This is a genomic window from Candidatus Fokinia cryptica (genome assembly GCF_034359305.1).
GTDB classification, from domain to species: Bacteria; Pseudomonadota; Alphaproteobacteria; order Rickettsiales; family Midichloriaceae; genus Fokinia; species Fokinia crypta.
On sequence record NZ_CP110343.1, the window covers coordinates 512165 to 538945 of the forward strand.

22 protein-coding genes and 2 tRNA genes are annotated in these 26781 nt (G+C 31.7%); 12 read left to right on the forward strand and 12 right to left on the reverse strand.

What is annotated here, in order from left to right:
- Window positions 1–80: 80 nt before the first annotated feature.
- From Fokcrypt_RS02380 to Fokcrypt_RS02390, 3 genes are all read right to left on the reverse strand, one after another.
- Window positions 81–1268 (reverse strand): hypothetical protein, encoded by a 1188-nt coding sequence (locus tag Fokcrypt_RS02380; protein WP_323721943.1) that lies wholly within the window; start codon window positions 1266–1268, stop codon window positions 81–83.
- An 86-nt stretch (window positions 1269–1354) separates the two neighbouring features.
- Window positions 1355–2806: a glutamate--tRNA ligase gene (gene gltX / locus Fokcrypt_RS02385; protein WP_323721944.1), complete on the reverse strand. Its 1452-nt coding sequence runs from the start codon at window positions 2804–2806 to the stop codon at window positions 1355–1357.
- On the reverse strand, window positions 2803–3177 hold the full coding sequence (locus Fokcrypt_RS02390; RefSeq protein WP_323721945.1) for an MJ0042-type zinc finger domain-containing protein: 375 nt from the start codon (window positions 3175–3177) through the stop codon (window positions 2803–2805). The genes gltX and Fokcrypt_RS02390 overlap by 4 nt, the downstream gene beginning before the upstream one ends.
- Before the next feature lie 272 nt (window positions 3178–3449).
- Here Fokcrypt_RS02390 and Fokcrypt_RS02395 point away from each other — a divergent pair.
- A tRNA-Glu gene (locus Fokcrypt_RS02395) sits at window positions 3450–3524 on the forward strand.
- 23 nt (window positions 3525–3547) lie between these two features.
- On the opposite strand, the gene Fokcrypt_RS02400 is transcribed toward Fokcrypt_RS02395, so the two are convergent.
- Both Fokcrypt_RS02400 and Fokcrypt_RS02405 read right to left on the reverse strand, forming a co-directional pair.
- Entirely contained in the window at window positions 3548–4537 is a 990-nt protein-coding gene (locus Fokcrypt_RS02400) for a beta-ketoacyl-ACP synthase III (RefSeq protein ID WP_323721946.1), read from the reverse strand.
- A 68-nt stretch (window positions 4538–4605) separates the two neighbouring features.
- Window positions 4606–5091 (reverse strand): hypothetical protein, encoded by a 486-nt coding sequence (locus tag Fokcrypt_RS02405; protein ID WP_323721947.1) that lies wholly within the window; start codon window positions 5089–5091, stop codon window positions 4606–4608.
- A gap of 190 nt (window positions 5092–5281) precedes the next feature.
- Between Fokcrypt_RS02405 and Fokcrypt_RS02410 the strand changes: the two genes are divergently transcribed.
- Complete coding sequence (locus Fokcrypt_RS02410; protein ID WP_323721948.1) at window positions 5282–6109, forward strand: tRNA (adenosine(37)-N6)-dimethylallyltransferase; 828 nt, start codon at window positions 5282–5284, stop codon at window positions 6107–6109.
- Window positions 6110–6293: 184 nt separating this feature from the next.
- On the opposite strand, the gene infA is transcribed toward Fokcrypt_RS02410, so the two are convergent.
- The 3 genes from infA to rplW form a co-directional block, all read right to left on the reverse strand.
- Window positions 6294–6536: a translation initiation factor IF-1 gene (infA, locus tag Fokcrypt_RS02415; protein WP_323721949.1), complete on the reverse strand. Its 243-nt coding sequence runs from the start codon at window positions 6534–6536 to the stop codon at window positions 6294–6296.
- 41 nt (window positions 6537–6577) lie between these two features.
- Window positions 6578–6653 (reverse strand) — tRNA-Arg (locus Fokcrypt_RS02420).
- Window positions 6654–6707: 54 nt separating this feature from the next.
- A complete protein-coding gene (rplW, locus tag Fokcrypt_RS02425; RefSeq protein ID WP_323721950.1) occupies window positions 6708–7031 on the reverse strand; it encodes a 50S ribosomal protein L23 in 324 nt (107 codons plus the stop codon).
- A 119-nt stretch (window positions 7032–7150) separates the two neighbouring features.
- Between rplW and yidC the strand changes: the two genes are divergently transcribed.
- From yidC to Fokcrypt_RS02440, 3 genes are all read left to right on the forward strand, one after another.
- Window positions 7151–8782, forward strand: a complete 1632-nt coding sequence (gene yidC, locus Fokcrypt_RS02430) for a membrane protein insertase YidC (RefSeq protein WP_323721951.1) — start codon at window positions 7151–7153, stop codon at window positions 8780–8782.
- Window positions 8783–9415 (forward strand): endonuclease III, encoded by a 633-nt coding sequence (nth, locus tag Fokcrypt_RS02435; RefSeq protein WP_323721952.1) that lies wholly within the window; start codon window positions 8783–8785, stop codon window positions 9413–9415. It abuts the gene before it with no gap.
- A 218-nt stretch (window positions 9416–9633) separates the two neighbouring features.
- Window positions 9634–10455: a DNA adenine methylase gene (locus Fokcrypt_RS02440; protein ID WP_323721953.1), complete on the forward strand. Its 822-nt coding sequence runs from the start codon at window positions 9634–9636 to the stop codon at window positions 10453–10455.
- Window positions 10456–10481: 26 nt separating this feature from the next.
- Here the strand turns inward: Fokcrypt_RS02440 and Fokcrypt_RS02445 are convergent, their stop codons facing one another.
- From Fokcrypt_RS02445 to Fokcrypt_RS02460, 4 genes are all read right to left on the reverse strand, one after another.
- Window positions 10482–16667 carry a pentapeptide repeat-containing protein gene (locus Fokcrypt_RS02445; protein WP_323721954.1) on the reverse strand — a complete coding sequence of 2062 codons (6186 nt, stop codon included), beginning with the start codon at window positions 16665–16667 and terminating at the stop codon, window positions 10482–10484.
- An 89-nt stretch (window positions 16668–16756) separates the two neighbouring features.
- Complete coding sequence (locus tag Fokcrypt_RS02450; RefSeq protein WP_323721955.1) at window positions 16757–17647, reverse strand: inositol monophosphatase family protein; 891 nt, start codon at window positions 17645–17647, stop codon at window positions 16757–16759.
- 19 nt (window positions 17648–17666) lie between these two features.
- Entirely contained in the window at window positions 17667–18191 is a 525-nt protein-coding gene (locus tag Fokcrypt_RS02455) for a DNA polymerase III subunit chi (protein ID WP_323721956.1), read from the reverse strand.
- Window positions 18192–18207: 16 nt separating this feature from the next.
- Entirely contained in the window at window positions 18208–18624 is a 417-nt protein-coding gene (locus Fokcrypt_RS02460; RefSeq protein ID WP_323721957.1) for a dihydroneopterin aldolase, read from the reverse strand.
- Window positions 18625–18649: 25 nt separating this feature from the next.
- Between Fokcrypt_RS02460 and Fokcrypt_RS02465 the strand changes: the two genes are divergently transcribed.
- The 7 genes from Fokcrypt_RS02465 (at window position 18650) to Fokcrypt_RS02495 (ending at window position 26779) form a co-directional block, all read left to right on the forward strand.
- Window positions 18650–19573, forward strand: coding sequence for a P-loop NTPase fold protein (locus Fokcrypt_RS02465; RefSeq protein WP_323721958.1), 924 nt, complete (start codon window positions 18650–18652; stop codon window positions 19571–19573).
- A gap of 71 nt (window positions 19574–19644) precedes the next feature.
- Window positions 19645–20058, forward strand: a complete 414-nt coding sequence (locus Fokcrypt_RS02470) for a nucleoside triphosphate pyrophosphohydrolase (protein ID WP_323721959.1) — start codon at window positions 19645–19647, stop codon at window positions 20056–20058.
- A 153-nt stretch (window positions 20059–20211) separates the two neighbouring features.
- Window positions 20212–21126, forward strand: a complete 915-nt coding sequence (rpsB, locus tag Fokcrypt_RS02475) for a 30S ribosomal protein S2 (protein WP_323721960.1) — start codon at window positions 20212–20214, stop codon at window positions 21124–21126.
- Window positions 21127–21492: 366 nt separating this feature from the next.
- Complete coding sequence (infB, locus tag Fokcrypt_RS02480) at window positions 21493–24048, forward strand: translation initiation factor IF-2 (protein WP_323721961.1); 2556 nt, start codon at window positions 21493–21495, stop codon at window positions 24046–24048.
- Window positions 24049–24072: 24 nt separating this feature from the next.
- Complete coding sequence (locus Fokcrypt_RS02485; protein ID WP_323721962.1) at window positions 24073–24966, forward strand: glycine--tRNA ligase subunit alpha; 894 nt, start codon at window positions 24073–24075, stop codon at window positions 24964–24966.
- Window positions 24938–25657, forward strand: a complete 720-nt coding sequence (trmD, locus tag Fokcrypt_RS02490; protein ID WP_323721963.1) for a tRNA (guanine(37)-N(1))-methyltransferase — start codon at window positions 24938–24940, stop codon at window positions 25655–25657. Before Fokcrypt_RS02485 ends, trmD begins: the two co-directional genes overlap by 29 nt.
- A gap of 15 nt (window positions 25658–25672) precedes the next feature.
- Entirely contained in the window at window positions 25673–26779 is a 1107-nt protein-coding gene (locus tag Fokcrypt_RS02495) for a hypothetical protein (protein ID WP_323721964.1), read from the forward strand.
- Window positions 26780–26781 lie beyond the last annotated feature (2 nt).

Sequence of the window (26781 nt, forward strand, 5' to 3'; positions counted from 1 at the left end):
ATATATCTAATAAGAAAATACGCATAATTCATAAGAAGTATAAAGCTTAGATTACTGCTTCTAATTATAAGATCATTCTTTTAAATACTTTTTCCACTTTTCTTTGGTGTTACAAGAGCGTTTTGCGATTCTTTCAATGCAACTTTCATTTCTGTATCGACACGAGTTACGTTTTTCAAATTACTTGTTATCTTCTTAAAATCTTCATTAGATATTGCTACTTTCAGATTTTCACTTTTTTGAGCTCCAAAAGTCTTAGAAGCAACAGAATCTCCTAACTGCTCGAATTCTGGAATTGGTAAAGAAAAACCTTTTACTTCAACATTAGAACTTGTTATGTTAGGAAGCATAGGAGATTTAGATTTATGAGTTACCTTAGATATTGCTTTTTTAACGAGTGCGGTAACGCCTACTGTAAAAGCACTTATTATCAAAACATGTGGTATAACTTTCATAGGAGCAATAAGTTTTGATAATGCACGAGTTCCGAAAAATAAAGCAGCACCTGTTGCTGCAGCTGCAGCTGCAGCTGTCACATATTTTAGAGCAAAAGCTTTCTTACGTGTATTGGTATTGCTATCATAATTAATTGCATAAGGCTCCTTTCCCTGAGGAGATGTTATATCTTTACGTATTTCTACAGCAGTTGCACATCTTGCCGTTTGTTCTGGATCGTTAATTTGTAGTAACATAGCGATTTTGGGTACAGTAGAAGGCTTTATATCAGCAGAATTGAGAGTTATTTGGATTCCATCCTCTCCTCTAATCTTTTTTTGTAAATCTTCATATAATTGCGTTATGGGAGGTTCTTTACTTATAGCTTCTAATGCACTACTTTTCCCCAAAGCTGTACTCATATCTATATAATTAAGAGGACTAGTACGTACAGATTCTTTACATTCTCTGGCATTAGTATTAATAGCATCATAAAATTCTGCTAACGTATTACTTTCCAGTAGCTTTTTGCCTTCTTCGGTATTTGGGATTGTAGCAAGTACTTTATTCAATAGCATATGAGAATGATATGCCAGCATACCATTAATAATAGCCGTTCTAGAATCATTACCAGGAAGTGGTTGAACGGTATTGTATTCGTTCATTATTTCTTCAATTCCTTTATTGAAAGCTTCTAAAACATTACCGTTCTCTCCTTTAGCACTTTCATTATCAAAAGAAAAGGAAATTTTCTTTTCAATATCTTCAAATTTCTTTTTTATTGACGTCATTTCCGGCGCCGTCACATTCGTAGCAGCTTTATTTGTTTGCATATCAATCATCAATTAGATATTTCAATATTTAATTTTAACTTCTTTTGAATGAAATTACAATATAATACTATATTAGTAATATTAAATTATCTATTAATTGCTATAAGGTAATTCTGTACTCTGTTTATTATTTCATTTCTTTCTAAAAAAGAAGCTATCAATTTTACATCCGGTCCGTGACTTTCTCCAAACATTAAACTTCTTCTGATACATTGCATTAAAGCTCCTTTTTGCATTCCTAAAGATACAGCTATAGCAAATAATGATTCAAGTATCGTTTTTATTTCATTCAACGAAATCTGTTCACTACTATCGTCCTGTAAGAGTACTAAAAATTCTTGCAATATAGTACTATCACCTAAATTATCACCATTTTCAGTAGAATGGATGACAATGTCTTTATTAGAAGGTAGTATGTATCTTTCAACAAATAATACTAATTCTTCGAGGGTACAAAATCTATCTATTAATTCTCTACAATTAATTACTAACTTCAATTTACTAATGTATACCTCATTATTAATGAGGATGCTCTTCGTATCATGAATACGTAACATCTCAATACAAGAATTGAATAAATATTCTGAAGACGAATTTCTAATGTAATGAAGATTTATATTACGCAATTTAGCTATATCAAAGCGAGATGGAGATTTAGAAATCTCATCTATGGAAAATTTTGATAAAAGTACGGAAATATCTGCTATCTCCGTAGTACCGTCTCCTCCCCACCCTAATCTTATCAGATAATTTCGTAAGGTCTCAGGGAGATACCCCATTTTTTTATACTCCTCGACTGATACTGCTCCTTTTCTTTTGGATAGCTTTTGTCCATCCATATCATGAATTAAAGGAATATGAGTATACTTTGGCACATCCCATTTCATCCCATTATATATAAGTATTTGACGGAACGTATTAGAAATATGATCATCCCCCCTGATGATATGATTTATCTCCATATCGTGATCATCTACTACAACGGCAAGCATGTATGTTGGGGTACCATCAGATCTAAGCAATATCATATCATCTAACTCGCTACGAGCTACAGTAAGTTTCCCTCTCACTGAATCAATAAAAGATACGTGCTCAGCATTATTATCAATACAACCGGATACTCTCAGTCTTATTACTGGATTGCGCCCTTCTATAGGCGGTGGTGGTACGGCTACGCTCCATGGACTAATAAGTTTTTTTGTAGGATGTAGTTGATGGAAATTATCTATCTCCTCTTTTGACATATAACAGTAATACGCTGCTCCGTTTTCTACAAGAGAATAAGCAACTTCTTGATGTCGTACTTTATTAAGAGACTGAAAAACAGTTTTATCATCCCAAGTTATACCAAGCCATGACATGCTATCTAGTATAGAATCAACCGCATCTTCCTTTGTTCTCTGAGAGTCTGTATCCTCTATTCTTAACAGGAATTTCCCTCCATTTTTCCTAGAAGTAATCCAATTAAAAAGTGCAGTCCGAGCTGAACCTATATGTAAATATCCACTAGGAGAAGGTGCAAAACGAGTAATTATCATGACCAAAATTCTAATCCTAAATTTTCATAGATTGCTCTTGCAAATGGAAAGGTGGAACCAATTAACTCAGCTTTGGAGATAAAAAATAATATAAATATATTTATCAGTAAAAATAATACTAAAAAGCAACATATGATATTAAAAATTACTTTTTTTGTTCTTAAGTAATTTTCTCCTTCAACATACCCAGCATTTTCAACTGAGTGTATTGTATCATACTGGCCAATAAGTTCTGGAATAAGATCAGAAGCTTCAGCAAGCCATTCATGTTCGCATATACTGCATCGTACGAATCTTGGATGATCCGTCAATAAAGCCCCCTCCGGCATTCTGAATACTGCACCGCAGTTGTCGCAGCGTATGTTGCTCATTTTTTATAAACGAATACATCGTTAGTCGATGCTATTTTAATAAAACACATCGCCAATAAATGAGATTGTATAAAGCTTATAATAAAACTTCAACTATACTCAAAAAAGCACTCCATATTAGTAGATTTTAAAATTTTTCGTACTCATATCTTATATCAAAAAAAACTTATTCGTCCCTTTATTTCAGTTAGAGAGATAATGACAAATATTTCATATACCATTTCATACTTGTGATTGACATTAACAAAGCTATTGAGTACGTTTGGAGCGTAGACCCCTTCGTCTAGCGGTTAGGACACCACCCTTTCACGGTGGTAACGCGGGTTCGATTCCCGCAGGGGTCACCACTTTTAGTTGGTGTATTTCGTCATCAATACCTCATTATTACTCCTCCAAAAGTCATTCCTGCCCCAGCTGACAGTAGCATGACTAAGTCTCCTCTTTGGAGTTTTCCACTATTTATAGCATCTTCTAGTGCTAAAGGTATGGAAGATGCGGAAGTATTTGCGTGTTTTTCTATAGTAGTTATAAATTTATCGATACTAACTCCTAAAATATCTGCAACATTATTTATAATTCTTATATTAGCCTGATGTGGTATAAACCAATTTATGTCCGTTAATGCTATCGAGTTTTTTTCTATTAGGGAAGTTGCCATCTGCACCATCCCACTTATAGCTTTTTTAAAAACCTCTTTTCCATTCATACGTAACTTCCCATTCCCTAAAGGAGTTTCTACAAACAAAGAACCAACTTCGTTTGTATTAGCAATAATATTAGTACCTATAATACCTGCATTCTCACTGATATGCGAGAAATCAGCTATATTATCTGATAATAATACTGCAGAAGCACCATCTCCAAACAATATACATGTATTCCTATCACTCCAATCTACAAGTCTTGACATTATATCAGCTCCTATAAGAAGTGCTCTAAAAGGAGATGTAGAAGAACGTCTATGAAGCATATGCAATCCATTTATTACATGCATACCATACGTAAAGCCTGAACATGCCGCTTGCAGATCGAAGCTAAAGCATTTACCATTCTGGATTCCAAGCTTATTTTGAAGCATATTGGCAGTAGATGGAAATGATGAATCTTGAGTTGTAGTTGCCACTACTATGCAATTTATATCGTTAGGAGATATTGACGTAACTCCTTCAAAAAGTTTTTTACATGCATTATACGACATTAATGTCGTAGTTTCATCTTCTCCATTTGCTATATATCTCTGAGCTATCCCCGTTCTACTCTTAATCCATTCATCACTTGAATCTATATTTGCTATAATATCTGCATTAGTAACACATCTTGTAGGAAGATACGAAGATACGTTTAATATAGAGAGAAACATGCTTTTTTTGGTGATATACTATACTAATTTGCTATGAATCTTATCATAGACGTCTCATAATAACTATATTAATCAAATTCTGGTTCTGTTCTCACTTTTATACCAGAAGTTCTCTCAAGCATTGTATTTTCCTCCTTAAGCTTTATTAATTCTAAACAAGTAACTACTCCTTCCCTGCTATAAGTTATTGCTTCTTTCTCAGTCATTTTAGGTTCAATTACTATTATTCCAATTGGCATATTCTGAATTGTTGCGAAGTTGGTAATACTGCTGATCAAATTACATATGGTTGAATACTTATCAAAAACTGAGGGAAATAGTATAACGTCTCCTACTACAACTATTGCTCCCAATAATTCTCTGGATTCGAACAATATATTCATAAAGATAGAAGCTTCGAATATTCTACTTTTCAAAGTATATACTTCAGGCTCTACTTGATTCGTAGCTAATATTTCTTGGACAGTACTAATAGAACGTACTAGAAGTTTACTTTCTTCTCCTAGAACTAACATTAAGACTCTGTTTGTATACATCAAAATATCAATGTTCATTGCAATGCAATTCACTTTAGCGTTACTATATTCATAGTAAAGATATATTATCTCCTTTACTTGGAATAAAATTTTGTATATCTGAAAATCTCGTCCTGTTTTTCGAAAATGAATTCTGTTATAATAGCGTAAAAACATATAAGAGAGTTATAAAAACTGTGTTCAGTTACACATCTAGGATGCATTTTAATTGAAAAAGGATATTGTTAATGGAATGAAATTTCGTTTTGCCTCACATAATACCACCACTATGATGTGTACAATAGATCATGCGGTGAGGTATTTACATGCAGCTGCAAAAAATAAAGAAACTGTATTATTCATTTATGGAGAGACTTGTAGCGGTAAATCTGATTTCGCTATGAAACTTGCTAACATATTTCCTGCATGTATTATTAATGGTGATTCTACTCAAGTATACCAAGAAGTAGATGTTCTTACAGATCAGCCATTAAATAGTACTAAAAATATAAAACCACATTATCTATACGGATTTTATGATGTATTAAGTAAAAAACGTTTTTGTGTAGCTGACTGGTTTTATATGGCATTAGAAGAAATATCACATGCTAGTGAAAACAATATAACTCCGATAGTTGTAGGAGGCACTGGTCTTTATATGTACGTTCTTTTTCATGGTTTACTATCAAAAGATGGAGAAGTGAAGAAAATAATTCATAAAGGACTAAAAGATTGTTATAAAAAAGTTATATGTGTATGGTTACATCCTGATAGAAGATTTTTGTACGAAAAGATAAATTATAGAACAAGTAATATCTTGCATAATGGTGCTATCAAAGAAGTAGAAAATATTATGGAAAAAGCTCATAAAATTCATTTTCCACTAGAAGATATACCACGTATCATAGGCTTACATGATGTAATGCAGCATATTAAAGGCGATTTACCGTATCCACAACTCTTAGAAACGATGCAACAAAAGACGAGAAATTACGCTAAAAGACAAGTAACGTGGTTTTCGCATAAAATGATTCCTGATATTATAGTTAAAGTTTAATATAGAAAATCACATAAGAACTAAATGTGCAGCAAATCACTTTTTTTAAAATAACCTATCTTAGAAGCAATTCAGGAGTAATTGCAACTTTATAAAGAATAATGTGCTAGGAATTTTATCAAAATATCAGTTAAATGGGAAAGCTTATTTTTTTATACTAATCCCTTGAAAGTTATAAGCTTCTCTACAGCTCCTCCACTTTCTTAGTACCAGCAGTACGATGGATAACTCTGCCCTTTCTTAAATCATACGGACTTATCTCAACAGTAACTCTATCGCCTACTAATATTTTAATTCTATTTTTTCTCATTTTCCCAGAAGTATAAGCAATAATTTGATGCTGATTATCCAACTCCACTCTAAACATAGCATTTGGCAAAAGCTCTATAACTTTACCATACATTTCTATCATATCATCCTTACTCATCTAGGTATGCACATAAAATAGTTTATAAAATCGAAGAAAAGTGGTACGCCTAAAAGGATTTGAACCTTCGACCTTTACCTCCGGAGGGTAACGCTCTATCCACTGAGCTACAGGCGCATAAAACACCATTATTGCCGTGAAAAGAGTGATTTTGTACGCAACATCATCAACTTAAGATGAAAGTTCAGGTAATTGCTCACCCTCTTTAAGGGTTACTACAGCTTTTTTATAACCAGACACCACTCCCTTTCTACCACGAAACACTCTTACAGAAGGCTTCACGTTAATGATATTTACCTTATCTACGCTTGCATTTAAGAATTTCTCTACGGCTTTTTGTACAAGCAACTTGGTTGCGTCTTTAGAAACAACAAAAGTATATTTTCTTTTGTCTTTTTCTCCTGTCTTCGAACTCACTTTCATATTTTTCAGTAGTTCAGTTTTCTCTGAGAATCTCACGCTTTTTATGACGTCATATAAGCTATTTATCGGCATATTTGATGTATTTTAGCACATAATATCTCACGTAGGGTACACGCAAAGTTGCTATTTCGCAATTAGTATTTACTTATATGCATGTCATGTATACCATTTGCAAAAAATTTCATTTAGATATGGATAAAAAATTTTTTGCTGTACTGCTACTCTGTATATCTCTTTTGATTGGGTGGCAGATATTCGTGGTACCGTTCTTTATCAAAGATTCCGAAAAGCAGGAAGCATTAGCAAGAAAGTATGAATACCTAGAACAATCTGTAGATCTTACGGAGGATACAACTTTACAAAACGTGAATCTTATTGACATAGAGAATGATTTGATAAGAGTTCGTATTAATCCCTTAGGTGTAATATTACATGAAGTAAACTTAAAGAAATTCTCCGATCACAATGGAGAAGCGGTAGACCTCTTATATAACAAGCATAATTCTCCACAAAACTATAAATGTATTTTTGGACTTCATAGTACTTCTTCTGAACAGTTACCTGAAGATTTTTACCCTTCCGCTCAAAGTAATTGGAATCTTTATAAAGCTACTAGAGATAGTGCTACCTTAGAATTTCAAAATAAGTATGGAGTGAAATTTTATATATCGTTTGAAATAGGAGAAAATTATGTTTTGTCTGTCAAATACTGGTTTGATGGAAAGTTTCCTATAAAAATTACCACTTATCCTTCTGTAAAAATTCAAAAAAATACTAAAGAATATCAGTACTCCATAATGTACTTTAAAAATGATAAGCTGTATGAAATAGGACAATCAGATGATGAAAGGTTGGCCGCTAACGATATTAAATGGCTTGGTATTGGGGAGAAATATTGGCTATTAGCTACTTTTTTTCACCAAACCAGTAGTATGAAATTTATCGCTAAATCGGTAGAAGTAGAAGGAACAAAATTAATAGGCTATAGAGTGATGATGAGAGCAAATAATGCACTGTCATTAGGGGAAAAATCTGAAATATTATTATTCATGGGACCTAAACAACACTCAATAGTGCAACAATGCGAAGAAAAGTATTCTCTAACACTTTTTCGTAAAAATATGGATTTCGGAGTACTATACTTCATAGTAGTACCGATATACACATTACTTATGGAGATCAATAAATTAACCAATAATTTTGGAGTGTCCATTATATTGCTTACAATTATCATTAAAACTTTGCTAGCTCCTATTGCATATTCTGGAGCAAAAAATACTAGGAAAATCAGTCTTATTACTCCAGAGATAGAAAAGATTAAACAACAGTATGGAAATGATAAGATAGCGGCACATAATGCTACGATGACGTTATATAAGCGTTATAAAATAAAGCCACTGCGTACACTACTGATGCTTTTAATACAGCTTCCAATCTTTTTCTCGTTATATAAGATCTTCTCGATAGCGATAGAAATGCGACATGCCCCATTTGCTTTTTGGATTACTGATTTATCGATTCCAGATCCTAGTAACATCTTTAATTTATTCGGGTTACTTAATATATCACTCCCAAGTATACTGAATTTAAATTTACTGTCTTTGCTTATGGCAGGTACGTTATTTATACAACAAAAAGTACAGATGCATGGCGTACCTCAAAGCCCTGAGCACAGTTTAGCATTTAAAATAATGCCTGTTATAATGCTATTCGTATCGCTTTCATTTCCTTCGGGATTAATGATATATTGGATTACTAGTAACGTATTTTCCATAGTGCAACAGTTTTATATGCGTTATGCATTGAATAATATAAAGTTATAAATGGGCAAGACACTACTAAAAAAGAGAGAAATACTTGAAGTATTCGAAATACTTCATTCTTCTATTTTTAAGCCGCAAATAGAACTTAACTACTATAATCCGTTCTCACTTTTAGTAGCTGTAATATTATCTGCACAGAGCACCGATATAATGGTTAATAAAGTGACAGATAAATTATTTAGCGTAGCTAAAACTCCTAAAGAATTTATAGAATTAGGAGTAGAAAATCTGAAACAGTATATTAAATCTATCAACTACTTTAATGTTAAAGCAAAGCATATTATCGAATGTGCAGTATTACTCCTAAATAGAGATATGCCTGATACTCTCGAAGAACTCATCAAACTTCCAGGTATTGGTAGAAAGTCAGCTAATGTAATACTCAATGTAATATTTCATAAAAATACAATAGCAGTCGATACTCATGTTTTTAGAGTTTCTAATAGAGTTGGACTTTGTAATACACAAAAACCACTTCAAACTGAACTTATATTAGAAAAGGTAATACCAAAGCATTTTTTAAAAGTAGCTCATCACCTTTTAGTGTTACACGGAAGGTATATATGCAAGGCAAAAAAGCCGTTATGTGCAGAATGTAAAATTAATAAGCTATGCAAATTTTTGAAGATATGAATGTACAGTAAAGTACTTATTTTGCTCTTTTCTTATTCTTCTTTTTCCTTCACGTATATTATATATTAATAACTTTTATTCATATCATTAAAAAAACTCTCAGTAATAGGTTTTTTATTATTAATAATAAAATCTTAATAATTTGGTATTATGGCACGATCAAAGAAAAATTATAAATTAAAACAAGCATACAATTTTTAACGTATAAGTTTCGAAAAATGAAGATTCATAAAATATATACGCCAAAGCCATTTGTGAAATGGGCAGGAGGAAAAAGAATGATATTAAATGAACTTCTTGCCACTCTACCAAAAAAGATAAATAACTATTACGAGCCTTTTATAGGAGGTGGTGCTTTATTTTTTCAGATTTATAAAATAGCAAAATATTCTTATCTTTCAGATTTAAATTTTTTCCTTATTGATACATATAATACAATAAAAAATGACGTAACAACACTTATTGAAAAATTGCAATATCATGAAGTAAATCACACTAGAGAATATTATTATGAAATTAGAAAGAACTTTCAGTATTCAGATAATTTGATAAAGCATTCTGCTGAATTTATATATCTTATGAAAACATGCTATAATGGACTTTATAGAGTGAATAAGGATAATAGATTCAACACTCCTATTGGAAATTATAAAAAGCCTAATATTTGTGATAGTACAAATTTAGTAGCAGTTGCGAAAGCACTTAAAATGACCGATATTCGGTGTCAAGATTTTGAATGTATAAAACCTAAAAAAGATGATTTCGTCTATTTTGACCCTCCATATAACCCTATCCAAAATAACTCTTTTGTGAAATATACTGAACATGGATTTCATGAACAAGAACAGGTCAGACTTAGGGATTTTGCAGTAATGCTTGGAAATAAAGGTGTTAATGTGATGATTTCTAATTCTGATACCACTCTTATTAAAGAGCTTTATTCCAATTTTAAAAGTCGGAAAATTTCAGCACCGAGAATGATAAATTGTAAAACAAATGGTAGAAAATCAGTATTTGAAGTGTTAATAACAAACTATTAGATTTGTTTTTATTTATTATCATTTTGTTATAAAAATTTTCCATCTTTTCCTTTTGTTCTGTTTATAGAACTAATTCTTGAAAGAAAACTTCTATCAGACGGTATTATTCTACCTAAAATACTTTTAGCTCGTTTACTTATTGGAGCATTTATTACCATCGTATTACTTTTATCTCTTACCTCTTTACTCTTTATTTGCTCATATAATTTCTTTTTCAAATTACTATATTCATCACTTTCAATTACCTTTACTAAGGAATCATCAGTAGCACACTTAAAATCTAAGATAAGTTTACGCTCTTGTTTTTCAGCATCCAATTCTTTTAATGATGCTTCGTATATCAATTCCAGATTCTTAACTTCCGCCCTCTCCTCAAGAGTTATGCTATTTCGTAATTTATCAAATGCTATTTTTCGTTCTTTTTTATCTGTAGGTAATTTTTCTAATAATTTAAATAAACGTTCTGCACAATTTGAGATTGCTACAAATTTGGTATTTAAAGGCTCTTTAACTTCTTTTTCAGAATTCTCCAATAAAATAAGTTGTTCCTTAAAATTCTCTAATTTTTCTTCTAACTCTTGAATCTTTTCTGCAACTGCAAGAACTGCTTTTGCTTCTTTTATTGTATTAATTTCAGATTTTGATAATTCTCCTTGCATTTTTTTTATTTTTTTAAGATTTTGTACAAGATATAAATCCTTGATAATTTTCGAATTTTCTGCAGGTTTAATATCTTTCACAAGTTTCTCATTTCGTTGTAACCACTGTTGCATTTCCAATATTTGTGTTTTTTTATAACGATCAACATATGTTTTATTATTAAAAGTAGCAATTTCCTCTTGTAATTTTGTTATTTTATAGGATAAGTCAGATATTTCAGTATTTTCCGACAATTTTTTGAATTTCTGTGTTATCTCACTTTTCTTAGAATTAATTTCATTTTCTATTTTCTCTAACGTATCACCAGTTATTTCTTCTTGGTTATTTAAAGCCAAAATCCCTCTAAGTTTAGATATCTCGTTTTCTATTCCTTTTATTGTATCAATATCTCTTTCTTTTTCTAATAGAGATGTAATTATCTTGGAATTGTCATCCAATATTTTCTCATTTGCTTTTAAAATTGGTTTATATAAAGCTGCCCTCTTTGCTATTTCTAAAAATTCAGAAGAATGTTTTATATATTCTACCACACCTTTATCATGCCGTTTTGTATCGAGCTGATTTCTAACACTATCATTCCATATCTGTTTTAAAGTTTCGTAACCACTTCCGTCTTTAATTGCATTTCTAAAAGATTGTATTGCATCCTTCTGAGATGAAGTCAAATTTTCTATAACGCTCAGTATCGCATTATCTGCTTTAGATTTTGCAAATTCCATATCTTGAATATCTTTTTTCTCTCTTTCCTCTAATACCGCAACAACTTCTTTAGCTTCTTCTAATCTCATCATAGCTATCCTAAGAATTTCATTTTTTTCGGTAGCTGCATTTTCTAAACTATCTCTCTTTTTTAATAAATCTAAAAATATTTTTCTTTCATTCTGAACTTTTTGTATCTTTTGACTGTATCCATACATTTCGTATTGTGTTCTGGATTCTTTGATTGGTAGAACTGGTTCTTTTACAATTTCACCAGTCGTGGATGCTAAAATAGCTTTTTCCTCTTCTACCTCACTTCTTTTACTTTCCACTATCAAAGAATCAACTTTTCCTTCGGCTACTGAATCACCTTTTTCCATTTTAATTGAGTCAGTAATAGCAGTATCTTCTAGTTTTTTAACCTCTTCCGTAGATTTCTCTTTTTTCTTAAATAATTTAACTGCAGCTCCAACAGCTACATCAGCGATTCCATAAAATGAAAAGAAGGAATTGGTGAAAAGTACTGCACCAACTAATGGCATAGGAGCAACAATTGCAGTTGCAGTTAAAACTCCACATAATGCTAACGTTTTGGCAGCTATTCTCTTAATTGAAGAATCAAATAATTTCTTAGTATTTATACTATCTCCTTTAGCTAAAGATGAGTAAGTATTTTTCAGGTTCTCATTATACTTTAGTTGTCCTTCAAAATCATCTAGCATCATAGAAGAAGTAGAAAGCGCTACGCTAGGCGCTAAGTAAGCCCATATTATAGAAAAAATACTCTTAGTAAAGTTTGTTGCAAATTCGTTAAGTGTAGCTGTAGTAATTAACTCTTTCTCTCTTATATCGAGTGTATCTTGATATTTCTTATATTCTTTTGCTGATTTAAATAATGTAGATCCAATTACAACAGCATTCTTCACAGGTAATCCCACACTGTTTAATCCTTCAGTAGTTGCGGTAATAAGAGGTGCAACTCCTGTTGTACTTAAGTTATTCATAAAATTTCCTACTGTAGCCGCTCTAAATGCGCTTTTAGCAACGCTCCCTGCTTTATACAGCCAGGCAATGGTTGATTTATTTACCTCTTCTTCAAGCTTATCTTGAAGTTTTTCTTTACTTCTTTGTAATTTCTCCAAAAGTATTAGTTTTTTCTCCAATTCAAGTTGTTTCTCACTTAAGTCTTTTATTATTTGATAGTCAGGATGCTCTCTTCTATCCTTAAGATGACTTTTATTCGCTATCTTCAAAGAATTAAGAGTATCTCTTGTTTTTTGAAGTTCTTTTTTAGCTTCTTCTACTTTAAGCTCTTTTATTCCCACAACTGCAGTAAGCAATTTTTGAAATTTCTCTCGAGAGCTACCACTGTCATCCTTCATTTCTTCAAAATTTTCTTTCTGAACTGCGAGTGTTTGTGCTAAAGCTCCGTAATCATGAGTAAGTAGTTCATCTTCTAATTTCTTTAATTTCTGAGAAAGAGTAGTAGCCCGCAACCGAAAATCTTCTCTATATTCGCTTTGTTCTTTTAAAATTCCACGAACTTTATTTTGCTCTGCTATATCTTTTTTGATTTTATCTTGTTTATCATTTAATTCTTTAATGTTTACGTTTATCTCAGCACTATCCTCTTTTGATATAATATTTTCTTGTATCTTTTTATCTAAAAGTACTTTTTTACTCAATATTTCGTTTTGAAGTTTTATCTGCCCTTTTTCAAGGCTATCGCTTACTATTAGAGGAGTTCCAATATATTCAATGGCGATATCTTCATCGTTTACTACTACAGATTCTACCACAGCGGCATTTAACCTAACTTTTTCAAAATGAATTTTTTCGATTATTGTGTCTTTTTCCAAATTTCCAAGGTCAAAATTAGTATCTTTCATTTTTAACTGCTTAAGATAGCATTTATCAAATTGACTGCCCTTTATATCACTATCATGTATCCTTAATTTTTTACTTACTATGAGAGCATTGAATTCTGAGTTTGGAAGCGTGCAACTTGTAATATCCATCGCTTCTATATCAGAATTTTCAGCTTTAAAAGCCAATACTGAGTCCTTCATCACTATTGATCTCCCATTGCATTCTTTCATTTGTATTGAATGTTTTTTATGAGATAAAATATCTAACTTCTTTTTATATAATTCTTCTATACGCTCCTTCATTTCTATGCTAACAAAGTTTTTTATACCAAAAAATTGAGAATCTCCTACATTTGAATCATCTTTTACCACTCCCTTTTGCACTCTCTTTTCTCCTTTTTTTGGTATCCATTCCTCAAACTCTTTTAAAAGAGTACCTTGCTTTATAACACCAAATCCAACAAAACGCTTATCAGCTGCATACTGCTTAAAAATTTCCTCCCTTGCATCATTCCATAATTTATTTTCTATAGAATGTTTCGCATCAAACGTCATGATTGTCTTACAGTCAATAAAAGTAGCTGTTCCAATATCTCCGGTAAAAGTATTATCTCCAAGAAAAATACAATTCTTAAACGTGCAATTCTTAATTGTAGTTGGTGGAAGATCGTAAAATACTACATTTTCGTACACTGTATCAGTTTCTATTCTAGAAAGAATATCACATTTCTCCCATTTATCACCTTGCCTTAAAGTAGACTGAGGAGTCCATAAATCAGCCTCTAGAAAGCTCAATTCCTTGCTTAATTCTCTATACTTTTCTATTTTTTCTAAAATTTCTTTTTCTTTTTCCGTTTTTTTAGAATTTCCTGATATTTCTAGACTTTTGGCCATTAAAGCAAATTCAAATTCCTGTGAATTTGCTTCAAATGATTTTTCGCCAAAGTATGACTTTCCATATATATCTGTAATATCAGCTTTTAAGATACTAGATAAATCAACTATTTGTTGGCGCTTTACACCTATTAATTCATTTTGTTTCGCCAAGAGTAAATCTGTAGCTACCATCCATTTGATTGGTGAACCTTCATGAAAATCCTTATGTTCTTTCAGCTTTAATTGACTTCCATATACATCTTTATAATCCTTTATATCATGGTTAGTGAAAAAAAATTTACCTCTTGCCAGCACAACTTCAGAATCCTTAAAAGAAGTTCTTGTTAATGAACAATCCTCAATTTGAGAATAGAAAAAATGAGTTTTAGAACAATCTGCACCTTCTAAATTACACTTTTTAAATTTTACATTTTGATACTTCCCATCACTAAGCTTCGCGTTTGGCATTTTGCAATTTTCGAATGTTACGTTTTCAAATTCTAGTGCTTCTAAATCACAATTTGAAAGATCACAATTTGTAAAAACAATATCCTTAAATTTTGTCTTTCCCTTAAAAGATGCATTAGAAAAAGAAACTTCAGTAAATTTTCCACCCTCAATAGTAACATCATTAAAGGTGCTATTTTCAAGTTTAGAATTAGTCCATATAGGATTTTTTATTGTAGTTTTACTAAAAGATGAGCTACTTAAATCACATTTATCAAGTGTCATATTTCTCAAAAGAGCTTTTTCAAATTTTATCTCTTTACCTTCTAGAAATTGATCTTTTATATTGCTTTTTATATTAAGTTCTCCAACTTCTACATTGGTGAACACGCTTTCAGTAAGCTTACAGTTCTCAATATTGCAAGAATTGAAAGTTGTATCATTAAATTTAAGTTTAGATAAATCTGGTATAATTTCTTCTTTTTTTTGCACAGCTTGAAAATTTTCAATTTTCACTTGATCGAAAATTGCACTATTCATATCGCAATCGCTAACTTGCATATTCTGAATTGCTACTTTTTCAAGTTTAGCTTCAGAAAAGGTCATTTTCTTATTACCACCGACTACACTAAAATTTTCAATATGCATTAATTGTTCTGTACCCTTAATATGCAATTCATCTAATGCACAATTTTGAAATTCGAGATTTTGGATAGAACTATTATCGATTTTTATTTTTTTGCAATCTACTAAAGATTCATTTATAGAGCCAATTTTTAAATTTTTAATATTTGCTTCTTTAAAAGCTGTACCGTTTAACGTGCAATTTTGAAACTCAAGCGTATCAATTTTACTTTTATCAAAATTCATATTGAGGCACTTGCATTCTTGCTCTTTCAAGGAATTTTCTATTTTAATAGAAGAAGCTGATAAATTTTGAAAAGATAGATTTGATAATTCATAATTCATAATCCTAGCATCTTTTACTTTAGCATCCTGAAAATTAGCATTCTCTAAATTTTTAAGAGTGGCAGATTTTAGTACAAAATCGTCACAATCTATTTTATTAAAATTCACACCTTTAAGCTCACTATCGGTAGCAGTGAATTTTAGAAGCTTTGCAGACTGAAATACGCTATCTTCTAAATTACATTTTTCTAAATTTATCTCTTTACCAGTGACCGTTGAAAAATTAGATTTACTTAAAGTTGTTTCTACTACTTTTAAATTGTCTAAAACAGCTTTAGAAGCATTAAATTGCTCAAATTGACATTTTTTTAAAATTACATCAGAAAGTTTCGATTTTAGAAAATTCACATCAGTTCCTTTGCAATTTTCAAAGCTTACTTCGTTTATGGTGGAATCTTGAAAATTGCAATTTTCAGTACTAAGGTCGTTACCAATAAATTTAGAATTTATAAATGTAGTATTACCAAATTCTAAACCTATGAGGGAGAATTGTGAAAAATCAGAATTTTTAATTTCAGTATTAATGAATTCATAATCTCTTAGCTCTCTTTTTTCATTCGATTTAAAATCTTCTATCACGGCATTACGAAATCTCATCCGTTTTGAAAGGTTTTCCTCAAGCCATTCTTCAGTTACTTTAACGTTGGTTTTCTCTAAATCACTACCTATGTATGTGAGTTGACCCTTTTTCATATGAGGTATCAGCAATGCTATTTAACATTAAGTATATAGTAGTTTTAATATTAAGTAAATGATATTGAACGTCATTTAACTCAAAATTCTTAATTCGTTCTTTCGAAAAGCTCCCTTCTTAGCAAATTAATAACTGATGAATTTCCTGCTATAAAACCGTTTTCACACAATGATTCTGGCGAATGCAAATACTCTCCAGTAATTGGAGATATAAATTTATAATTTGATTGCTTTAATATTCCGAATCCGGCAGCAACATCCCATATTTTACACGAATAATGCATTATTGCGACAGCTTTTCCAGTTAAAAGATATATCATATCAGATACTATTGAGCCACTAATACGTAAACAGCACTGAAATGCCTTAATTTTTTCAATGATAGTATCAAACTTCCTTACTTCATCAATGTGACAATTTGTATCTTCTTTAGGAAAAGAAAACATGAACATACTATGAGCTAAGGCACTTTTTTCTAATTTTCCAATAATTTTATTATGCAATCTAATGTTATTGCCATTTTTATCAGATAAAAATGCTCCTTCCAACGTGCTAAAATATGCTTCACATATGATCGGTAAATATATTAAACCAATAACAATACTATCTATCTCAAATTTATTATCTTCTATTTTCTTCCCCTTAGCTAAAGCTAGCGATATACCTATAAGTGGATGATTGTTAATAAAATTTGCAGTACCATCCAGTGGATCTAAGACCCAAATTAAATTTGAATTCTGAGCTTGCATACTGTACGTATAAGCAAGATCTGAATTTTCTTCCGTTAAGAAATAATATTTATACCCAGCATTGAAAAGTTCCTTAATAATATTATTTTCCGAATACAAATCTGTTTTTGTAAAGAAACTACTAACTCCTTTTAATTGAAGCTTAGCTCCCCCCTCGTAGAAATCTCTACTAATGTAGGTACCAGCTTTTCTTACAGCTACCAACATTGTTTTTAAAGTGTTATCTAGCATGTAATAAGTATAAAGAATATTAAACTACTTGTATCTTGCTCCATTTGAGATCTCTATAAAGGGAAATATTGACAGAAGTAATACAATGAAGAACGCTTTCAATATCTATATCAAATACACCACTATCATGCAATTTACGTAGCAAATTATCTTTATACATTGGGTACTGAATATTAAGCGATATGTCTTGCGAATTTATTATAATAGCTATCTTCTGTAAAGCATTCCATATTCCTGCTTTCAGAAGATCATATTCTTTAAATCGTATTTTTTTTACTGCTATAAAAAGTTTTGGAGTATTATGAATACCATTAAATGAATCGCTTAACAAAATAGGCTGAAAATTAGGTGATTCTTCATGAGCCATGCCATGTGGTAAAAAAGATATTTTCTTATAGCTCCATAGCATACTGTCATAGAAAAGTTCTTCCTCACGTGATGTAAAAGAAACAAGTACCCTATCATATCTGTTAAATGCATTATCTATTATGCTATATACTACCGAACGTACATCAGTTGTATTTTCCAGAAAAAACAATGTCATCTCCATATTTTGGTATTTAGATCTTTTTTTTGCTATTATTGATTCTTAATACAAAAAAAGCACCTCCTCTTATCGCTAAAATGGTGGTATTTTTCTTATGTATACTCACTTCTACAACATATTCAGAAATTCCACTACTAAACTCTACTATAAAATCAGTAATAACCTTGTATATAGCATAAGCTAACCCCTCTATTGTATCAAAAGAAGCATTTTCTGCAAATGAAAGTATTTTATCGCTTAGTAACTTATAACATACACATGAAGATATTTCGTCATTTAAACACCCATTTGGGAGTTCAGAAAATTCAAGAGAAATATCAACCTGTATTTCCTGTTTAAACTGTTTCTCTTCCTTTGAACATCCAAGATTAACGAGTAATGCAAGTTGTGAAATCCGTAATATTGCTGTAGAAAAATCTGGTACCTGCATGTAATAACTGAAAGCTTCATTACTTATGTTGAAATCGTTCTACTCTAAGTTAAAAGAGTTCTCAATCTCTAATTCATTAAAAGCTCTCTTCCTTAATGAGAATTCTATTATTGGAAATAATGTACTTTTCTCAGAATTAGAGAAATTATTGGTAGAAGCTGATGTAAGTATACACTTGGTACCTCATATCATACGACAAATAAAAAAGGGCAATAATACCTTTGAATCAGTAAAAGAAGATCTAAAAGGTAGCATTATGGAAATTTTAAATGTAGTAAAGCATGACACTCCTCTTTCTCAAGCATTATTTGATAACATAAAGCCACCAGAAAAGCACCACTCCGTAATAATCTGCGGGGTAAATGGAAGCGGAAAATCCACAACAATAGCTAAAATCAGTAATTTACTGAAATTGAACCAGCATAGCATTATAGTTGCTGCTGCTGACACATTTAGAGCTGCAGCAACAGAACAATTAGAAAGAATGCTTTTAAAAACTGGAATAGTTCATGAAGATATTTTCATATCTTCAAGTAACTGTGATCCAGCATCGGTATGCTATAAAGGATTTGAAGCTACAATAGATAGAAATTATGATATTTTCATAGCTGATACAGCAGGTAGACTACCAACTAATATTGATCTAGCACGACAACTCGAGAAAATTGCTAAAACCATTAATAAGCTAAAGGATACTGCTCCATCAGAGGTAATTTTAGTGGTAGATGGTACTTCTGGACAGAATGTACTATCACAAGTTGCCGCATTTAATGATATAGTAAAAATTAGTGGACTCATTATAACGAAACTCGATAATAGAGCAAAAGGTGGGACTATCATAAGCATTATTAATAAACATAAAATACCAGTCGTTGGCATATGTAATGGAGAAGATATTAATGCTATACAAAAATTTGATGCAAAAGAATTTGTTGATAATATGATATAGCAGATCATTTAACTGATAATTTAGTTTATATATGATACTGGGGAACATCTTAAAAATTATATATCATCAGTATGAGCAAATATAAAAGATTCGCGTTAAACAAATTAATTCGTAGCAAACTTAATGCTGATAGCGATCTTATAAAATATGGTTGTAAACTTGAATTTGTAGTTCTTGATGAAAATGAGTATGAGAATAGCCTAAAAGCTAAATTGATGGAAGAAGCGCAGGAAGTGATTGATTCTAAAGATAAGGATGAATTGATAGAAGAGATGGGGGATTTATTAGAAGTGATAAGTGCAATATCTTCCTTTTATAACATATCGCTCGATGAGGTAGAAAAAAGAAAAGAAGAAAAAAAAGCTAAAAAAGGAGGCTTCGAAGAACGTATATTCGCAAAACATCTTGATATACCGAGTGATTGCTCCAAAATAAGTTACTATAAGGAAAGGCCTACTAAATATCCTGAGATAGAATTATTATGATATAGTAATTGTTCTTACTTGACATTAGAGCATTGAATTTTCTACCATTCACCTTATAAATTGAGGTTATAACCTCTTTTCGTAACTTGTATAGATAGTGTTGGTGCGCCCCGATGCGTTATTATTTATACTAATTTTCAACCAAACGCAGTCATGAGTATAGAAAATCAAAACGATGCTAAAGCTTTCTACGGTAGGCTTTTTACCGTTAAATCTTTATTAGAGAGTAACGTTCAATACGGACATTCTCCGAGAAGGTGGAATCCCAAGATGGAAAAGTACATATATGGAATACAGGGTGGAATGCATATCATTAACCTAAAGCTTACGGCGATACATCTAGAAAAAGCTCTTCGTGTACTAAGAGATTGTGCAAGTAAAGGCGGTAAAATACTGTTTGCTTCTACGAAGAAGCAAGCATCTGGAATTGTATCAAAGTATGCAGCTGAATGTAACCAATTTTACATGGAAGGAAGATGGCCAGGTGGAGTACTCACAAATTGGAAAACCTTTTCTACGTCTATATCAAAGTTAGATAAGTATGATAAAATGCTAGAAGTAGGTGAAGGAGGTTCATTGACAAAAAAGGAAAGATTAATCCTGAAAAGAGAATATGAAAACTTACTAAAATTACTTGCAGGAATAAGACATATGAATGGAATTCCTAGTATGTTATTTGTAATAGGTAACATAGAGACCAGAACCGCAATACAAGAAGCTAAAAAGATGAAAATTCCCATCATAAGCGTAGTAGATACTAATGCAAATCCAGAAGAAATAGAGAATATTATCCCTGGTAATGACGATTCTAGAACTGCTATAGAACTCTACTGCAGGTTAGCGAAAGAAGCCATTTTAGAAGGATTAGCTAATCCTACGGCAGATAACAGAAAAAATGATTACTCTAAAAAAGAAAGTTTTAGTGTCGATAAATCTAGAAACGAGAAAGTAAAAAAACTTAGAAGTTCAGTTGCAGATCCTTCTAAAAACCTAAAACCTATTAAAGAAGTTTCTGATGATAAACAACCCAAAGTCATTAAAATCGATAATGTAGATGATAAAAATTAGCATAGCATAGTCATATGCTTAAGATAATTCATGATACAATAGTAAGATCTAGCACCAGCTTTCTCTTTTCGGTATCTTACTATAGTATCTAAGGATTTTAGGAAAACGTTTTCAAAGATAAAATTTAAATTGTGATTTTATATTGTATTACGTATTTATGTGTCAAATTTAGTGTTTTGTATCTTGTAAAAGACTAAATCCTTATATCTTGTAAAAGAAAGGCTCTTTTTCATTGAAATATCGGTGTATTGAATTGCATTTATTAATAGATCTCTGTATATTACTCTAAGCTTGATGGGGATGCTTAGTTCGTGTGCTTTGCATATGTTATTTATATCCCCCCAACGTTCTAATATTTGCACTCTGATGCCAGAAGATAAAAAGGAGGTCAGTACGAGAAAAATTCTCGGCTTAGGAAAGTTGAAGGTAAGCGCTCTTGAGATAGCTCAGAAGATTATTGGAGAAAATACTTCAGATGTACGTGAGCGAGAACCTGTGCTCGAACAACTTTCACATACAAAACATGTAGAAGAAAGTAGTATCCCTTATCATGAAAAACTGAGGGTAGCAAATGAAGCGGCTTTATCCTCCGCCTCAGACTCTGCTTCAGATACAGCTTCCTATAAGACGAGAAAAATAAAGAGAATTTCTTTAAATGCAGCAACCGAAACAACCGAAAAGACAAAAGAATTCGATGAAGCAGTACAAAAGGAAAATCCTCAAACTAGAAGTTATAATGACAATGCTGCACCTCCTACTCCACCAAAAAAAGAGCAACAACCACATCATCGTCCTCGCCTTGATTATAGTGCTCCTTTTACAGTCTCTGAAGATTCGATAAAAAAGGTATCTTTAGCTACCATACTGAAGAGCGAACGAAAGATAAAAAATCTCGATAAAAAAACTACGCAGGAAGTTGCTCCGGCCGTTGTTACGCCACCTCCTGTCGCTCCAAAACCTCATAAAGAGGCGTTTAAAGGTAAAACAAATAAAAATAAGGCTTTCAATGATAATGAAGATCGTAAACGAAACGTCAAAAAAGGACATGATAATTTCAGAACCCATAAAATAAATACTTCTCAAGCTGCAAAGCTTCAAATTGATGAAATGACAGATTGGAGCGATATAGTTTCATCTAAGAAATTCAGGAAAGATAGAATAAAAAAACATAGGACTTCTGCACCTAAAGTAGTAAGAGAAATTCAAATTGGTGCTTCTATTACGATAGGAGAGTTAGCTTCAAAAATGTCTGAGAAAGCAACAGATTTAATGAAAAAACTCATTTCATTAGGGGAAAGAAAAACCATAAATGATACGATTGATTATGAACTTGCAGCATTACTTGCTGAAGAATTTGGGCATAAGCATACTAAAATCAGTACTTCTACATCTATACTAAACGATTATCTTGCTATCCATTCTACAGGAGATAAAAAATCACGCCCTCCTATCGTAACTGTAATGGGGCATATAGATCATGGAAAAACAACACTTTTAGACACACTGCGTTCTAGCTCAGTTGCTAAAAAGGAGTACGGAGGAATTACACAGCATGTTGCAGCATATCAGGTTGTAATTAAGAATGAACAAAAGATCACATTTTTGGACACTCCTGGACATGAAGCATTTACCATGATGCGAGCTAGAGGAGCAAGTCTTACTGATATGGTAGTGATTGTAATAGCTGCAGATGAAGGTGTGAAGCAACAAACGGTAGAAGCAATAAGACATGCTAAAGCATCAAATGTGCATATCATTGTGGCCGCAAATAAAATGGATAGCCCTAATGCTGATATAACATTGGTGAAGAATGGTCTACTTAAAGAGAATGTTATACCAGAAGAAATGGGAGGAGATGTACCGATTATACCGATTTCTGCTAAAACAGGCCAAGGTTTAGATTTGTTGCTTGACACAATACTAGCATACAGTGATATGCTTGATATTCATGAAATTGATGGGCATGTTACTTCAGGAACAGTATTAGAAGCAAAGGTAAGTAAATCTATGGGTACAATTATTAGTGCTATAGTATTAAATGGTGTACTGAAAGTCGGAGATTATCTTAATATTGGACAGAAACATGGCAGAATAAGGCTAATGTATAATGACGTAGGAGAGCATATTACTTCTGCTACCGCTTCTACTCCTGTAAATATCGTAGGGTTAAATGATAGCTCTTCTGTAGGTGAAAAATTCTATGTAATACCGGAAAAACTAGCTAAGGAAATCGCTAATCTAGCACAAAGAAGCACAGCAGATGATGTTATGCCAGTACACAGGGCAACATTCGATACCTTAGAGAAGAACAAAGAATATAGAATTGTTCTGAAAGCTGACGTCAAAGGCTCACTTGAAGCAATTCAGCATGCAATAAGCAGAATAGAAACGGATGAAGTAGATATACGTATTATGTATCAAGGAGTAGGAGCGGTAACAGAATCCGATATCTCATTGTCATCAACATGTAATGCACATATTATATGTTTTAATACAACACAGTATAGTAGTGAAGTAAGAGGAGTGGCTAAAGCTCTCGGCATTCAGATCAGTACGCATAACACCATATATCAGGTGTTAGATTTTATAAAAGAGCAAGTATCAGGTATGATGAAACCTTTAATTACTGAAAAAAATATAGGCGATGCTGAAATTAGACAAATATTTTCTGCAAAATCTATAAATATAGCTGGATGTAGGGTTCTTTCTGGTATAATTAAGTCTTCATCTAAAGTGCGTATCACAAGAAGCGGCAACGTTATATATACTGGTACTATCAAGTCTCTTCGGAAAGGTACCGAACATGCTAAAGAAGTATTAAACGGTGTAGAATGTGGTATCTGCTTTGAAAATTATGATGATATTGTAATTGGTGACATAATACATGCGTATGAAGAAATTGCAGAATATCGTAAATTATAGTTTTTTTTACCTTTAAATACAGAAATGTTTTTTCAAGATATAAAACTAGCTCTTATAGAATTTTGGATAGAATCTGGGTGTGCATTATTGGAAGGTTATGATATGAAAGTAGGGGCAGGAACATCACATCCTGCTACCGCTTTGATGTGCCTCACAAAAAATCCATGGAATGTTGTATATGTACAACCAAGCACACGTCCTACCGATGGAAGATATGCAATTACACCAAACAGAACACAATTTTACTACCAGTTACAGGTAATAATGAAACCTTCACCAGATAACATACAAGCATTATGCATACAAAGTCTCCGTAGTATAGGATTAAAGATAGAAAGTAATAATATATGTTTTATAGAAGATGATTGGCAAAATCCTACTTTGGGGGCTTCAGGCTTAGGATGGGAACTACAGTTAAATGGTACAGAGGTTTTACAATTCACTTATATGCAGCAAATCGGAGGCTTTAAGTGTCATCCAGTACCATGCGAAATTACGTACGGCCTTGAACGATTAGGAATGCATATTCAGAATACTGAAAGCTTTTGGGATATAATATGGTCTCCATCAGGAGTCACATATGGCGAACTTTTCAAAGAACAGGAAAAAGCTTACTCGCATTTTAATTTTGAATATGCAAACACAGAGATGCTCTTAAAGCATTTTCAGGATAATATTGCGGAATGCAAAAGATTATTAATGATATCGCATGAGCAAAATATTAATCTGGTAATACAAGCTTATGATTATTTCCTCAGTGCGGCACATCTTTTCAACTTGCTAGAAGCAAGAAAGGTAATTACAGTTGTACAGAGAACTTCTTATATGAAGATACTTAGGGAAGTATCCACTATGTGTTGTAAAGAGTGGGTAAAGTTTGAAGGAAAAAATGTGGCTAGCCAAGGTATTAACTCTTAATCCTGAAACTTTTCCAGGACCACTAGCTCATTCAGTAATAGGAAAAGGTTTAGGTAAGTGGTGGAATTTAGAAATCAGAAACATAAGAGATTACTCTAAGACAAGACATAAAAAAGTAGATGATACGATATATGGTGGAGGTAATGGAATGTTGATAAGAGCAGATGTACTCGGGGATGCAATAGATGATTTTTTTGAACTTGAAAATAAAGATTGTCCAATAATATATGTCTCTCCCAGAGGCATAAAATTCGATCAAGAAATGGCCTTAAATTTTTCACAAAAACGAGGTATACAACTTATATCGGGCAAATTTGAAGGAATAGATGAGAGAATCTTACAATATTATAACATTAAAGAAGTAAGTATAGGGGATTATATACTTTCTTCTGGGGATATTCCAATTTTAGCAATTATAAATGCATGCGTAAGATTATTAAATGATACATTCATAACAAAACACAATGATCTTAATCCTTTAAATGAAGAATCATTTTCGCTCTTTGATCAAGAATTAGGTGCTTTACTAGAATATCCACAATATACTAAACCTCGCGTTTGGCGTACTTTAGAGGTACCAAAGATTTTTCTGTCCGGAGATCACAAAAATATTCAAGCTACAAGAAAGGCTGAGGCTAAAATAAAAACTCTTTTAATGAAGAAAAAGTTCAATAATAATAAAGATGCTTAAGTATCAGTATTTTGTATGAAGAAAAAGCTTACCTTAATATTTGGAGTAGTATTTTGTATTGTAATAATAATAGCATTTTTTTATTTCTACCGACAAAAAGATATAAATGAAAGACATTTTGGAGCACTTCTAAAAGAAAAGTTCGCCTCTCATGGCTTGATTTTTGATTATCTTTCTATCGTACAAAAAAATGACTCTTTTATTTTAGATAATGTCACGATAGTAGGAGCACTTCCAATTTTTAAAACAGAAGTACTTTTTGATAAAATAAAAATAACAAATGGTGTTACATCTATCGAAGTAGAATTTATAGGAGAAGTAAAAATAAGCATACAGCAATCTATGGATTATAACACACCATCAAAATTCACTACATACTCTTCAGTTGCTTTACGAGATTATAAGCAACTCAAGATATTTTTACCAATAAATAAAAATGCCGAAAGCACTCCAAATTACACTTCTTTTAAATCAATTATTAGTAATGCAAAGCTATATATAGATAACAAAGAGAAGGCAATTCTAAAAGAATGCAATATAGATGTAACAGGAAATCCCAACATCGAAAGATTAATAAATATAAAAATGCAATTTGAAGATGTAAATCAAATTCATCAAAATGAGCAACTATATTCGTTAGACGTTCATGTTATAAATCATGAAAATGAAAAAGAAGATATGTATGAAATACAAAAATTTTTCATGAAAAGTAATATGTATGCAATAAAAATGCATGGTGATATCTCTTTTTATAATCTCAATTCTCTCCAAGAATCTGAATCTAATACAGACATGCATTATGTAAAATCTGAAAATATTATTGTTCATCTTCAAAATTATGAAGAAATTAGCGCAACAATGACAAATTTAGTAGAACGCTTCTATCAGAATTTCTTTGAGTCGCATAATAAAAGCACTAGCAAAATATCAAAGCATGGATTGCAAATGGCTATAAAGAGCCTTATAGAATTCATATCACAAGATATAAGAGATGATGAATCCACTATTCATATCGCCTATGATGAAAAGAATGGAATGACTTTTTCTGGAAAAACAAATGATGATTTAGTGAAGTTCGTAAAAATATTTCAGCTCACAAAGAAAGATGAACTATCAAAATAAAT

What these genes read in the sequence shown, in the direction of transcription:
- Fokcrypt_RS02380 (WP_323721943.1), bottom strand. Translation starts at nt 1,268, where the DNA reads ATGCAAACAAATAAAGCTGCTACGAATGTGACGGCGCCGGAAATGACG.
- gltX (WP_323721944.1), bottom strand. Translation starts at nt 2,806, where the DNA reads ATGATAATTACTCGTTTTGCACCTTCTCCTAGTGGATATTTACATATA.
- Fokcrypt_RS02390 (WP_323721945.1), bottom strand. Translation starts at nt 3,177, where the DNA reads ATGAGCAACATACGCTGCGACAACTGCGGTGCAGTATTCAGAATGCCG.
- Fokcrypt_RS02400 (WP_323721946.1), bottom strand. Translation starts at nt 4,537, where the DNA reads ATGTTTCTCTCTATATTAAACGTATCTTCGTATCTTCCTACAAGATGT.
- Fokcrypt_RS02405 (WP_323721947.1), bottom strand. Translation starts at nt 5,091, where the DNA reads ATGAACATTGATATTTTGATGTATACAAACAGAGTCTTAATGTTAGTT.
- infA (WP_323721949.1), bottom strand. Translation starts at nt 6,536, where the DNA reads ATGAGTAAGGATGATATGATAGAAATGTATGGTAAAGTTATAGAGCTT.
- rplW (WP_323721950.1), bottom strand. Translation starts at nt 7,031, where the DNA reads ATGCCGATAAATAGCTTATATGACGTCATAAAAAGCGTGAGATTCTCA.
- yidC (WP_323721951.1), top strand. Translation starts at nt 7,151, where the DNA reads ATGGATAAAAAATTTTTTGCTGTACTGCTACTCTGTATATCTCTTTTG.
- nth (WP_323721952.1), top strand. Translation starts at nt 8,783, where the DNA reads ATGGGCAAGACACTACTAAAAAAGAGAGAAATACTTGAAGTATTCGAA.
- Fokcrypt_RS02440 (WP_323721953.1), top strand. Translation starts at nt 9,634, where the DNA reads ATGAAGATTCATAAAATATATACGCCAAAGCCATTTGTGAAATGGGCA.
- Fokcrypt_RS02445 (WP_323721954.1), bottom strand. Translation starts at nt 16,667, where the DNA reads ATGAAAAAGGGTCAACTCACATACATAGGTAGTGATTTAGAGAAAACC.
- Fokcrypt_RS02450 (WP_323721955.1), bottom strand. Translation starts at nt 17,647, where the DNA reads ATGCTAGATAACACTTTAAAAACAATGTTGGTAGCTGTAAGAAAAGCT.
- Fokcrypt_RS02455 (WP_323721956.1), bottom strand. Translation starts at nt 18,191, where the DNA reads ATGACATTGTTTTTTCTGGAAAATACAACTGATGTACGTTCGGTAGTA.
- Fokcrypt_RS02460 (WP_323721957.1), bottom strand. Translation starts at nt 18,624, where the DNA reads ATGCAGGTACCAGATTTTTCTACAGCAATATTACGGATTTCACAACTT.
- Fokcrypt_RS02465 (WP_323721958.1), top strand. Translation starts at nt 18,650, where the DNA reads ATGTTGAAATCGTTCTACTCTAAGTTAAAAGAGTTCTCAATCTCTAAT.
- Fokcrypt_RS02470 (WP_323721959.1), top strand. Translation starts at nt 19,645, where the DNA reads ATGAGCAAATATAAAAGATTCGCGTTAAACAAATTAATTCGTAGCAAA.
- rpsB (WP_323721960.1), top strand. Translation starts at nt 20,212, where the DNA reads ATGAGTATAGAAAATCAAAACGATGCTAAAGCTTTCTACGGTAGGCTT.
- infB (WP_323721961.1), top strand. Translation starts at nt 21,493, where the DNA reads ATGCCAGAAGATAAAAAGGAGGTCAGTACGAGAAAAATTCTCGGCTTA.
- Fokcrypt_RS02485 (WP_323721962.1), top strand. Translation starts at nt 24,073, where the DNA reads ATGTTTTTTCAAGATATAAAACTAGCTCTTATAGAATTTTGGATAGAA.
- trmD (WP_323721963.1), top strand. Translation starts at nt 24,938, where the DNA reads ATGTGGCTAGCCAAGGTATTAACTCTTAATCCTGAAACTTTTCCAGGA.
- Fokcrypt_RS02495 (WP_323721964.1), top strand. Translation starts at nt 25,673, where the DNA reads ATGAAGAAAAAGCTTACCTTAATATTTGGAGTAGTATTTTGTATTGTA.